Origin of the sequence: Bacillus sp. RZ2MS9 (assembly GCF_001816185.2) — a bacterium.
Lineage (GTDB): Bacteria > Bacillota > Bacilli > Bacillales > Bacillaceae_G > Bacillus_A > Bacillus_A cereus.
Window position 1 is genome coordinate 2,553,197 of sequence record NZ_CP049978.1, and the last position, 12,457, is coordinate 2,565,653.

A 12,457-nucleotide genomic window follows, 5' to 3' on the forward strand; every position below is an offset into this window, starting at 1 on the left:
TCTAGCATTCCTGTGAACTAGAGGCGTTTTTATCTGGGAATAGATTAGAAATGAGGTATATATGAAGCTGTTTATTCTAAAATATTGGAGGAACATATGTAGCTACATATTAATTATAATAGGGGTTATTTTTATTAATAAGTCCTTTTTATTTTGTATGGTAGAAGGAATTTCGATGCAACCTACTTTGAATGAAAAAGATTATATACTTGTTAATAAGGTAAACGTCTGTTTATCGTCTTTTCATCATGGAGATGTTGTCATTATAAAAAAAGAAGACGAGCCTACTTACTATGTGAAACGAATTATTGGATTATCGGGGGATAATATACAACTAAAAAAGGATGAGGTATTTATTAACGGTAAAAAGCGTGATGAGTCGTATATACATTTAGATATGTCACAAGTATCCAATCGTTTTTCAAATTTTAGAGAAATAAAAGTTCCTACGCATAAATTATTTGTGTTAGGTGATAATCGTAATCATAGTAAAGATAGTAGGAATACACTTGGACTTATTGATGAGTCAAATATAATAGGTAAAGTAGAAATGGTATTTTATCCATTTGATCATATAAAATGGATAAAATAATTCTATTAACTATTCACGTTTTATAAAATCAATCATATATTAATAGCATAGGACAAGCAGAAAAGCTTGTTCTAACCTCACAGAACACTCCTTATCACGGTTAGGCATCTACATAGGTAGATGCTTTTTTTATGTTGATGACTGAAAATTATTTATCAATATAATGTAGCAAGCATATTAGGACTATTAGGGGAAGATTACTTGTACAAATAACAGTATGCTTAATTAAAACAATGAAATGTAAGGAGTGAGGAATAAGTGCTAAATATTTTAGTGGTTAATTTTCCAGCAGAGGGACATGTAAACCCTACATTAAATTTAGTAAAAGCTTTTACTAAACGAGGGGATAACGTACATTATATTACAACGGCAAACTTTAAGGATAGAATTGAAGATTTAGGAGCTACTGTACATATTCATCCGGATCTATTAAAAGAGATTTCTATTGATGCTGAAACCTCATCTGGGTTAAATGCTTTCTTTCATGTGCATGTTCAAACTTCTTTATATATATTAGAAATTACGAAACAATTATGTGAAAGTATAAATTTTGATTTCGTAATTTATGATATATTTGGCGCAGGAGAGTTAGTAAAGGAGTATTTACAAGTTCCAGGTGTAGTGTCCTCACCTATATTTTTAATTCCGCCAGAATTTTTGAAGACATTACCTTTTCATCCAAATGCAGATATGCCATTCCAACCAGAGGAAATCTCTGAAAAATTACTAAATCAGATGGAACATAAATTTGGAGTAAAACCAAAGAATAATCTTCAATTTATGAATAATAAGGGTGATGTTTGTCTCGTATACACAAGTCGCTATTTCCAACCTAATAACGAATCGTTCGGAGAAAATAACATTTTTATTGGACCGAGTATTTCAAAGCGTAAAACAAATATAAAGTTTCCACTGGAATCACTTAAAGAAAAGAAAGTTATTTATATTTCAATGGGAACACTGCTTGAAGGACTCGAACCATTCTTTAATACTTGTATTGATACTTTTTCAGATTTTGATGGGATAGTTGTAATGGCAATTGGTGATAGAAATGATATTTCTAAAATTAAGAAAGCACCAGATAATTTTATAATTGCTCCATATGTACCTCAATCAGAAATATTAAATGAAGCAGATGTTTTTATTACACATGGCGGTATGAATAGCGTACACGATGCCATTCATTATAATGTCCCATTTGTAATAATACCGCATGATAAAGACCAGCCAATGATAGCGCAAAGATTAACTGAGCTTGAAGCGGCACATAGACTATTGAAAGAACATGTTAATGTGCACACTTTAAAAGAGGCCGTAACAGATGTTCTTTCAAATGAAAAGTATAAACATGGTATAAGAAAACTTAATGATAGCTTTTTAGAATGTGGTGGTTCAAAAGAAGCAATTGCAGTTATTGAATCTCTTTTAAATAAAGTAAAACTTTAATCGGTAGGGATTTTACTACCCATAAATAGCGGGATAAATAGTCGTAACTGTATACAAGCATAGAGGTTCTCACCTTTATGCTTGTATATTCTTATCCAGCAAATTGCACAGCAGTATTTGCGTGTAAAAAAGCAGTATCAAAAACGGGAACAGTAAGATCATTTTGGGAGATAAGTAAAGGTATTTCAGTACAGCCTAATAATATACCTTCAGCGCCGTTTTGAATTAATGATTTTGTAATTTGTAATAACTTTTCTTTAGATGTTTCTGAAATGATCCCTCTACTTAATTCATCTAATATGACATGGTGGATAAAGGTTCTTTCCTCTTCATTTGGGATAATTGTCTCAATGTTATATTTCGCTAATCGTGATTTATAGAAATCTTGCTCCATCGTTTGTTTTGTTCCTAATAGTCCGATACGTTTTATACTCTGTTCTACCATTTCTTTAGCACTTACATCACCAATGTGAAGAAGCGGGATAGATATTGCTTGTTCTACTTCCTCGGCAAATAGATGTACGGTATTTGAACACATTAATAAACATTCAGCCCCAGATTTTTCAACTTTCTTTGCAACTGTAACTAGTTCATTTTTCACTTCTTCATATTGATGATTTTGTAATAAAGTAGTTACTTCACCAAAGTCCATACTATATAAAACTAACTTTGCATTTTGATCGTATTGAGAGAGTGTAAGTGTATTAATATGTTTATAGTATAATGATGTAGATTCCCAACTTAATCCTCCAATCAAACCAATAACTTTCATAATGCATTCCTCCCGAAACGATTTTGAATTTATTATTTCATAATTCCGATAAGAATACAATGATTTAAATGATCTATTTAACAAAAAAATAAAAATAGTAAGAAAAGTGTTGAAATTTACATTCTTTAGTGCCATAATACGAATTACAAATTAATACTTATCCAGAGAGGTGGAGGGAACGGCCCTAAGAAACCTCAGCAACCCCTATGCAATTTTATAGGAAGGTGCTAATTCCGCAGAGGACACGATGTGTTTTTTGAAAGATAAGAGGATTCTTGAACGTGAAAGAAAATGACCTCTTATGTAAGAGGTCATTTTTTTGTTGTATAGAAAGGGAGTGTCGATGCATAATTCATTTTTAAATTAAATATAGAGTAATAAAAGTTGACTAATATGAGAGGGGAATTGTCATGAACAAATTATCAACAAAGTTAGTAGTAGCAATCGGTATTGGAGCAGCATTATACGGGATATTAGGACTTTGGGGATTTTCTATTGCACCGAATACATTTATTAAACCAGCATTAGCTATATTAACTGTTTTTGGAGCATTATTTGGTCCAGTGGCAGGACTGTTAATCGGACTTATCGGTCATACCGTAACAGATACGATTGCTGGCTGGGGTATTTGGTGGGGCTGGGTTATTAGTTCAGGTATTATTGGTTTTTCAATGGGGCTTATTCAAAAAAGAGTTGGTTTTAGTGTGAAAAACGGGTCATTTAACAAGGGGGATATTTCTTATTTAGCAATTACTGGGCTAGTTGGTATTGTCATTGCTATTATATTTGCTGGGGCATTCGATATTATTGTGATGGGAGAACCATTTGACAAAATTGTTATACAAGTATTAGGAGCAACAATTTCCGATGTCATCGTTTTCTTAGTACTTGGATTGCCACTTACAATTGGTTTGGCGAAATCCAATAAGAAACATACACATTTAAAAATTGAAAAGTAGGGATGTTAACATGCAACCAATTATTTCGTTTGAACAATTCACCTTTCAATATGGGCATGCTGTGCAGCCTACTTTAAGTGATATTACCTTTCATATATATCCTGGGGAAAAAGTGCTAATTGCTGGACGAAGTGGCTCAGGAAAGTCGACATTAGCTCATTGTATAAATGGGCTAATCCCATTTTCTTACGAAGGGAATAGTACAGGTAACGTTTTAATTGCCGGTAAAGATCCGAGGGAAGGAAGTATTTTTGAACAAAGTAAACAGGTAGGAACAATTTTGCAAGATCAAGATGCTCAATTTATTGGTCTGACAGTAGAAGAAGATGTAGCTTTTTATTTAGAAAATGAATGTGTAAAGCAAGATGACATGAAAAAGATTGTTTCGGACTCATTAAGAAAGGTGAAGATGCATACGTTTCATAAACAAAGTCCACATGAATTATCAGGAGGTCAAAAGCAAACAGTTTCTCTAGCGGGTTTATTAACAACAAATGCGGATATATTATTGTTCGATGAACCGTTAGCTAATTTAGATCCACTAAGCGCCTTACATACGATAAAACTTATGAAAGATATACATGAACAATATAATAAAACGATTGTTATTATCGAACATAGAATAGAAGAAATTTTAAACCTGGATTTAGACAAAGTTATATTAATTGATGAAGGTAAAGTCATTGCGATAGGAACACCAAAAGAAATCTTAGCGTCAAATATATTACCACGTATCGGCTTAAGAGAGCCTATTTACATCGAAGCATTAAAGAGATTACATTTTGATAGTAATAATGACGTAATATATCCAATGGAAAACCTTCAAAAAGAAAAGGTAAGCAACGTTATAAAAGAGTGGATGGAGAAACAAGTCATATTAAAAGGGAATACTAAAAACAAGGAATTACTTAAAGTGGAGAATTTATCATTTTCATACTCTAATAAACAAAAAGTATTAGAAAATGTAAACCTTTCAATATATGAAGGAGAAATTGTGGCACTGTTAGGACATAATGGAGCAGGGAAATCAACATTAGCTCATAGTCTTATAGGCATAAACAAAATGAAAAATGGGAAAATCTTGTTAAAAGGTGAAGATATTAGTTCTTGGTCTATTCGTAAACGTGGGGAAATCATATCTTACGTGATGCAAAATCCAAATCATATGATTACACAGCCTACTGTTTTTGAAGAAGTTTCATTTACATTAACATTACATAATTTTTCTAAGGAAGAAATTAAGAATAGAGTAGAAGGAACTTTAAAAATTTGTGGTTTATATCCATTTCGTAATTGGCCAATTCAAGCACTAAGCTATGGGCAAAAAAAGAGATTAACAATCGCATCTGTATTAACAACAAATCCTAAACTTATCATATTAGATGAACCGACAGCGGGACAAGATTATTATCACTATAAACAATTTATGTCTTTTATTAAAAACCTAGCTAAAAAGGGAATTTCATTTGTTTTTATCACTCACGATATGAATCTCGCGCTAGAATATACAGACCGTGCAGTAGTTCTACATGAAGGGAAAATTATTGCGGATAATACAGTGTTTGATGTATTAGGCGATCAAGAAACGTTACAAAGAGCCAACTTAAGAGAGAGTTCTTTAACCAAGCTTGTTAAATTTAGTGGGATTGCATGTCCAGAAAAATTTATGGAGCTTTATTTAGACAGTAATAGGAGGGAGGAAGGTGCATAGTACATATTTTCATCGTATGGATGGGGTAGTGAAATTGTTTTTATTTATTTTTTGTATGACGCTTACTTTTTTGTTTTTTGATTTTCGGGTGTTGCTAATATTATTTATTATTGGGTGTATCGGGCTCAGCATTGCTAAAATTCCATTTCGTAAAATTTTAATTGTTTTTAGTGTCATATTTACATTTAGTTTATTAAACTCTGTCATGATTTTATTGATTACACCAACTCATGGATCTGAATTAACTGAATCATATACCGCGTTTTTACATGTTGGATATGCAACGATTACATATGAAACATTATTTTATGCAGCTACACTTTCATTAAAGTATTTTACGTTATTACCATTTACACTTCTTTTTATTTACACGACAGATCCAAGTGAATTTGTAAGTAACTTAAGTAAACTTGGTATTCATTATAAGATTACTTATGCAATAAATATTGCACTACGTTATATTCCTGACATCCAGTCTGAGTATAAAATTATTAAACACGCGCAAGAAGCGAGAGGAGTGGCTTTTGAAAAAGGAGAAGCAAGTTTATGGGTTCGTATGAAGAACCGTGTTTTAATTTTCTGGCCACTAATCATTCATTCTCTAGAAAGAATAGATACGGTTTCAAATGCAATGGATTTAAGAGGATTTGGAAAGAAGGATAAACGTACATGGTTTTATACAAGTAAGGCGAAACGTGAAGATTTCATCGCTTTATTTGCCGGTATTTTCATATTTATTGTTGCGGTATATTTAAAATTAAACGTATTTCAAAACTTTTGGTATCCATTTAAAAGCACTCTTTAAACGAGTGCTTTTACTTATTTTTATGTAGACATGCTCAAAAAAGGGATATACACATAATGTATAATACGAACCAGTTAAAATGATCAACTACCTATTAGTTTTCAAACCAAAAGGAGGAGAAAATATGAGTTACGGTGGTTCTTGTGGTTTTGGTGGAGGTTTCGCTTTATTAGTTGTGTTATTCATTCTATTAATAATTGTAGGATGCAGCTGCTGGGGCGGAGGATACTAATTTTTAATTAGTCTTCACAAATGTAAACTAAAAAAACATTGAAGATACTTATGTATCGAAACAAATAAAAAAGGAGCGACTATGCTCCTTTTTTATTTGTTTTAATGCGTATTCTTACTATATTTCGGGAACGTAATCGTTAAAGTCGTTCCTTTACTAACGATACTTCTGATTTTTAAACTTCCATGCATCGTCTCAATAATCTTAACAGCAACCATTGTACCTAAACCGGTTCCTTTTGTTTTTGTACTAAAATACGGTTCACCGAATCGATGTATTTGCTCCTGTGACATTCCAACTCCGCTATCTTCAATTCGTATTTCAACTTTACTATTATTGATAGATGAGGAAATATTTAAGGTACCACCATTAGGCATTGCTTCAATACTGTTTTTGATTAAGTTTAAAAAACATTGTTGAAAGTGCTGTTTATTACCAACAATGGTTGCCTCAGAAAAATCCTGTGTAATATGTATCGTATTCATATTACACAATGGCAATATCATATTAATAACTCGATTTAACTCTTGTTTTACTGAAATTTGATCTAGTTTTTCTGGAGCAGGTTTGGCAAACGTTAAGTAATCATCGATAATTTCTTGGGCACGATTTAACTCTTCAAGTATATGTTTAATATATTCGTCTCTTGATTCAGGAGTTAAATTTTGTGTTTTTAAAAGCTGTGTAAATCCTTTTACAACCGTTAAGGGATTCCTTACTTCGTGCGATATACTTGCAGCGAGTTGGCTAACAATCTCCATTTTTTCCATTTTAATTAATTTTGAGCGCATTAATACAGCATCTTTAATAACTTCATTTATATAAACAATAAATAACATTAAAGTAGTCGGTAATACCATGAAATAAATAATATACAAATTATTCACTTCAAAATCTGATAAGGTTAATACAATGAAAGTTGTAAATATTGCTAGGAAAAAGGTTAAAAACATGGAAAAAGCTACTTTAAGTTTTCTATTATATGTATTAAATTTTGAAGATGCGAGTGCTGTAACGATGAACATTATTCAGTAAACAACAACTGTCAGCATGTTAAAGCCATAAAATAAAAATCTCGTAATTAATAAAATTGTAAACAATATGATACCGACAGGGAATCCACCATAAAGCGTACCTATTATGACCGGAATTTGTCTTAAATCATGAATACAACTTTCATCCATATAGATAGGATATCGCATACATAAAATAAGTGGGATACTAGAACAAAGGGTGATCAGTAGTATTTTATATTTCTTTAAATAGTGCCGGCTATCATATATGAAATAAAAAACAAATATACTACATAAAATGTATAGAAGATTATTTAATACGTTTTGATTAATATAAACAAAGTCCATAATATTTGCCTCGTTATTCTGAATTTACTTAACATATGTATTATACATAATAACATATGTTAAGGTGAATAAACCTTGTTAATACAAGATTAGTTTGGCTTTTTGTTATAAAATGCAAACATTCTACAAACGTTAGCTATCCAAAGATATTTTTACCAAAATTTTTTACTCCTTCTTCCTGCATGTTCGGTAAAACATGAGAATAAATCCTAAGAGTTAATGAGATGTCTGTATGACCTAATCTCTCACTGATAATTTTAGGATTAACTCCTTGTTTCAATAGTATAGTTGCGTGTGGATGTCTTAAATTACGAGTTTTAATTTTTTTCACTGCTGCATTTTTTATTTCCTTATAAAACTTTTCCCTGAAAGCATTTCTGCATAACCCCCCACCTGATTTATTACAATTAATTAAATCTAAATCTTGATAAGCAGAACTGATTGGTAATAAGAAACGTTTGCATGAGATTCTAAATAAATATAAAAATACTAAAGGAAAGTAAGGTATGAAAAAACAGGTGTTTCAAGAAAAGTGGACGAGCTAGGTCGTGTAGTAATTCCTGTAAGAGTTTATTTGGGAAGTGGCTTTTAAAACTGATGTTGTTGAGTACATGTGGTAGTAAAAGGTAGATGGACATATGAAAAAAGTAGAAATTGATGTTAGTAGCAACAAACTTTTAATAGTTTAGGACGAAAATGTAACAGTAGTCAATCCACCAATGAGCGGATTTGGTGAGCAAGTCGCGGTTTAGATAAAGGGTAAGGTTGATTGTGTAGATACTAAGTTTACTGAAAAGATAAAATGATTATTTTTAGAAAGATACCCAGACGGATTTAGTCGAGAAGCTAGTCAAAATCGCGTAGATGTGAAGTGAAAATCGTAAAAAAAGAGTCATGAGTGGAAAGGCTCATAGCTCTTTGTATAAGGGTAATGGTTTTATAGGTAAATATTATTATTAAATTCTAAAAAATTCAATGTTAGTAAATTAATTGGTATGTGATTTGGGTTTTATAGAAAGAGAGCAGCTAACAACAGCTAGCTGCTCTGCAGGTTCTGTAAGACAAAACAGAAAAGAATATTAACAGAATATAAAGGTTTATCCTGGTTGTTTGAACGTAGTTAAAGAAAGAATATCACATACTATCAATGTTAATAAAAACTATCTGTGGCTTTCACTTCTTTATTTTATTCACAAATAGTTCCAGTAGCTATTCCGGTTGGAGCGACACCTACTGGGACATTAGTGATAACAGTATTCGTAGCAATATCAATAACGGAAACAGTATTACTAGCTTGATTTGTAACATATGCTCGAGTGCCATCAGGTATGATGGTTACTTGATCAGGGGATAAACCAACAGAAATTGTATCAATCACAGTATTTGTCGCAACATTTATTACCGATACATTATTGCTAACCTTATTTACAACGTAAATAAGGTTTCCACCCGGTGTAATATCTATACCAACAGGTTCGGTACCTACGTTAATTGTATTAATAACTGCATTGGTAGCGGTGTTAATAACAGAAACTGTATTGCTGTTTTGATTCGTGACATACGCACGAGTACCATCTAGTGTAAACACGATTATTCTAGGACGAATGCCAACAGGGATGGTAGCAATAACTGTGTTGGTAGCAGTATTAATGACAGAAATTGTGTTGCTTAATTCGTTTGCAACATATGCAAAGGCACCATTTGGGGAAACAGTAATCCCTTGTGGAGCGATGCCAACAGGAATAGTATTAATAACTGTGTTTGTTGCCGCATTAATGACAGAAACCGTATTATTACCATGATTTCCAACATAAACAGTTGTGTTATTTGGAGAAACAGCTACACCTATTGGATTAGTTCCAACAGGAATGGTAGCGATAACAGTATTCGTAGCAGTATCAATAACGGAAACGGTATTAGAAAAAATATTAGTAACATAAGCACGAGCTCCATTTGGTGAAACTGTTACTTCAAGTGGTGCATTACCTACAGTAATTGTATCAACTACTATATTTGTTCCGGTGTTAATTACAGATACTGTATCATTTGTAGGGTCATCTATGAGTCCTGCATTTGTAGCATATACTAGGAAATTACATGCAGGTCCGGTTGGCCCGGTCGGTCCGGTCGGTCCAGTAGGTCCCGGTGGACAATCACAATCTCCAGTAGGTCCTGGTGGTCCTTCAGGTCCTTGAATACCTTGCACACCTTGAGGTCCAGTAGGTCCCGGTGGTCCTTCCGGCCCTTGAATACCTGACACACCTTGAGGTCCAGTGGTTCCCGGTGGTCCTTCCGGCCCTTGAATACCTGGCACACCCTGAGGTCCAGTGGATCCTTCCGGCCCTTCAGGTCCTTGAATTCCTTGTACACCTTGAGGTCCAGTGGGTCCCGGTGGTCCGGGAATTCCCATTCCGGTCCCTGAACCAGTAGGTCCCGGTGGTCCCGGAGGCCCTTGAATCCCTTGTACGCCTTGAAGTCCTTGAGGTCCCGGTGGTCCTTCCGGCCCCTGAATCCCTGGCACGCCTTGAGGTCCTTCCGGTCCTTCCGGCCCTTCCGGTCCCTGAATCCCTGGCACACCTTGAGGTCCTTCCGGTCCTTCTGGTCCTTCCGGCCCCTGAATTCCTTGCACACCTTGAGAACCCTGAGCGCCTCTAGGTCCAGGAAATCCTCTAGGTCCAGTGGCTCCAGTCGGCCCCGGTATTCCGATGTTACTTAATAGCGAACTATTTAAGATTCCTTGTAAAATTAAGTTGAATGTTTGCTGTAATAAGGGGTCCGATATATTTGAACAACTTATAAGTGAAGACAAGCTTTGGAATAGAAATTGGAATAATGCTGAGATTTGAGTGAGGGATGCGGTAGGTAAGGAATTAATTAATTGATTTATAGTTCTTATAACTAAATTTCTATTTGGTGTATTTGGTTGTACTGTTATTAATAAATCATTTAATGCCTGTAATGCTGATTGGAGTATTTGTATAGTTGTTGGATTTGGTGTTGTGAAAAAAGAAAGGATGGCTTGATTTAATTGATTTATTATTTGTAATAATTCTTGTTGTTGAGAATTCGAGAAAAAAACAGGTGTACAGCAATTACTTTGATCACAAGGGGATATAGAAATAAAACAGGGTTGCTGAAATTTATCACACGGATTTTTGGAATTTGATTTTCGATTATATCTCATAAATACCTCCTTTTAAAAATTGAATATTAAGTAATTTTTGGTGAATTATTAGCAACTGAGTTTGTAGGTATATGTTTAATGTGAAATGTTTTTTCCTTCAAAGTATATGCCAATAAAATAGAGGTGTTCATATGGGATATATAACCAATACTTGGTTGTTAGGAGGATGTTGTAATCATAGGAAAGAAAATGAAGGTTACAAAGTTTATAGGCAAGCGATTGTATTTTAAAAAAGCGTTATTGTAATAAAATTTGAAGTTTATTAAAAAGAAGGAATGAAGGAAGATGTAAAAGATTTTGAAAAATCCATAAAAAATTCAGTAAAACTCTGAATTCTTCTACACGTATTTTTATTTGTTAATCCATTTAGAAATAATAGGAATTTGTTGTGCCTATTAAAATATGTACTGTTGGTAATTATAACATGAAAATGGATTGTAATAGACTAATGCATAAAAAAGAACAAGTAATAAATTAAACAAAAGCTTTATTTTATTATAGATAAATAGGTGACTCAGCAATTGTGCTAGCCGAGTCACCTAGTACTATGGAACCAAATAATGTTCTTTTTCTATATGTAGTTATGTGGAGTTCTTAGAGGCTAGCCCAATAGACAGTTAAGGGATAAATAAAATCATTTTAGAGAGTTTTACATTTTATTATGTTAATGCTACAACAGCAAGAGTTAAGCCCAATGTATTTAATGTATTAGAATATGGTCCTACATTAACAGTAAGAGTACTTGTTATACCTAAAGGTGTAGTGAAAATAGCGGGTGCTGATACAGAAGTGAATCCTGCAGTATATCCCAGAGAAGTACCAGAGCCAATGATTGGATTATTATTAAGATACATAGTGATACCTGCCGAATTACCTCCTGGTTGAATGATAACTTGCACTTCATAGATTGCCAAATAGGTTCTTCCACCTTCAAGTAAAACAGTTGTTGGTGGTGTGAATGAGATTGCCGTACCATTAGAATTTACCACGGTATCTAGTGGAATCGCAGAATTTACCGAGACTATTGATGGGGTAGTTTGAACAACATTTAAACTGTTAGCCGTGGGGGATGGACAAGTGCAAGGTTTGTGAATGTTAGAGTTATTATCATTTTGGTAATGCACAAATAATCAAGCTCCTTTGCGTAAGATAATTTTTTATCCTATATAAAACGTAGCTTTTTTGTATCTAAGTGATTTTTAATAAGTTTTTAAAGATAAGTCGAATATTGTTGGTCAGTTAACTTTTAAAAGTATTTGATACTCTGGAATTTAAAAGTGCATCTGATAAATATATATGAATGTTTTTTAAGGACATTACTGTAAGTTAGGAAACATAATAAAATAGTTATTTTGTTAAATAAAAAAACATGCACAAAAATTGTGCATGTTTAAA

9 protein-coding genes, 3 pseudogenes and 1 riboswitch are annotated in these 12,457 nt (G+C 33.1%); of the genes and pseudogenes, 7 read left to right on the top strand and 5 right to left on the bottom strand.

The annotated features are described in order from the left end of the window. Positions 1-61 precede the first annotated feature (61 nt). Positions 62-592, top strand: coding sequence for a signal peptidase I (lepB, locus tag BHV55_RS13040; protein WP_000765192.1), 531 nt, complete (start codon positions 62-64; stop codon positions 590-592). Positions 593-850: 258 nt separating this feature from the next. Then, a complete protein-coding gene (locus BHV55_RS13045) occupies positions 851-2,038 on the top strand; it encodes a macrolide family glycosyltransferase (protein WP_000932165.1) in 1,188 nt (395 codons plus the stop codon). Between the two features lie 91 nt (positions 2,039-2,129). Here the strand turns inward: BHV55_RS13045 and BHV55_RS13050 are convergent, their stop codons facing one another. Next, a complete protein-coding gene (locus tag BHV55_RS13050; RefSeq protein ID WP_000864399.1) occupies positions 2,130-2,810 on the bottom strand; it encodes an aspartate/glutamate racemase family protein in 681 nt (226 codons plus the stop codon). A 154-nt stretch (positions 2,811-2,964) separates the two neighbouring features. Further along, positions 2,965-3,080, top strand: a riboswitch (SAM riboswitch). A gap of 140 nt (positions 3,081-3,220) precedes the next feature. On the opposite strand from BHV55_RS13050, the gene BHV55_RS13055 reads away from it, so the two are divergent. The 4 genes from BHV55_RS13055 to BHV55_RS13070 all read left to right on the top strand — a co-directional run bounded on the left by BHV55_RS13055 (position 3,221) and on the right by BHV55_RS13070 (position 6,517). Continuing rightward, a complete protein-coding gene (locus BHV55_RS13055) occupies positions 3,221-3,769 on the top strand; it encodes an ECF-type riboflavin transporter substrate-binding protein (protein WP_001038210.1) in 549 nt (182 codons plus the stop codon). A 10-nt stretch (positions 3,770-3,779) separates the two neighbouring features. Continuing rightward, positions 3,780-5,480: an ABC transporter ATP-binding protein gene (locus BHV55_RS13060; RefSeq protein ID WP_053513675.1), complete on the top strand. Its 1,701-nt coding sequence runs from the start codon at positions 3,780-3,782 to the stop codon at positions 5,478-5,480. Then, positions 5,473-6,285: an energy-coupling factor transporter transmembrane component T family protein gene (locus BHV55_RS13065; protein ID WP_070757799.1), complete on the top strand. Its 813-nt coding sequence runs from the start codon at positions 5,473-5,475 to the stop codon at positions 6,283-6,285. Before BHV55_RS13060 ends, BHV55_RS13065 begins: the two co-directional genes overlap by 8 nt. A 124-nt stretch (positions 6,286-6,409) precedes the next feature. Beyond that, positions 6,410-6,517 (top strand): YjcZ family sporulation protein, encoded by a 108-nt coding sequence (locus BHV55_RS13070; RefSeq protein ID WP_000120182.1) that lies wholly within the window; start codon positions 6,410-6,412, stop codon positions 6,515-6,517. Positions 6,518-6,618: 101 nt separating this feature from the next. Here the strand turns inward: BHV55_RS13070 and BHV55_RS13075 are convergent. Both BHV55_RS13075 and BHV55_RS13080 read right to left on the bottom strand, forming a co-directional pair. Then, a pseudogene (locus BHV55_RS13075) lies at positions 6,619-7,878 on the bottom strand (LytS/YhcK type 5TM receptor domain-containing protein). A gap of 136 nt (positions 7,879-8,014) precedes the next feature. Beyond that, positions 8,015-8,320: pseudogene (locus tag BHV55_RS13080) on the bottom strand (tyrosine-type recombinase/integrase); the annotation flags it as partial. 196 nt (positions 8,321-8,516) lie between these two features. Here BHV55_RS13080 and BHV55_RS13085 point away from each other — a divergent pair. Continuing rightward, positions 8,517-8,630: pseudogene (locus BHV55_RS13085) on the top strand (DUF3954 domain-containing protein). A 434-nt stretch (positions 8,631-9,064) separates the two neighbouring features. Here the strand turns inward: BHV55_RS13085 and BHV55_RS13090 are convergent. Further along, positions 9,065-11,062: a YVTN family beta-propeller repeat protein gene (locus tag BHV55_RS13090; protein ID WP_070757801.1), complete on the bottom strand. Its 1,998-nt coding sequence runs from the start codon at positions 11,060-11,062 to the stop codon at positions 9,065-9,067. A 659-nt stretch (positions 11,063-11,721) separates the two neighbouring features. Then, a complete protein-coding gene (locus tag BHV55_RS13095; RefSeq protein WP_033667150.1) occupies positions 11,722-12,186 on the bottom strand; it encodes a hypothetical protein in 465 nt (154 codons plus the stop codon). Positions 12,187-12,457: the final 271 nt, after the last annotated feature.

Excerpts from the sequence above, each read along its gene's own strand:
- BHV55_RS13070 (WP_000120182.1), top strand. The coding sequence starts at position 6,410 with ATGAGTTACGGTGGTTCTTGTGGTTTTGGTGGAGGTTTCGCTTTATTA.
- BHV55_RS13090 (WP_070757801.1), bottom strand. The coding sequence starts at position 11,062 with ATGAGATATAATCGAAAATCAAATTCCAAAAATCCGTGTGATAAATTT.
- lepB (WP_000765192.1), top strand. The coding sequence starts at position 62 with ATGAAGCTGTTTATTCTAAAATATTGGAGGAACATATGTAGCTACATA.
- BHV55_RS13055 (WP_001038210.1), top strand. The coding sequence starts at position 3,221 with ATGAACAAATTATCAACAAAGTTAGTAGTAGCAATCGGTATTGGAGCA.
- BHV55_RS13050 (WP_000864399.1), bottom strand. The coding sequence starts at position 2,810 with ATGAAAGTTATTGGTTTGATTGGAGGATTAAGTTGGGAATCTACATCA.
- BHV55_RS13060 (WP_053513675.1), top strand. The coding sequence starts at position 3,780 with ATGCAACCAATTATTTCGTTTGAACAATTCACCTTTCAATATGGGCAT.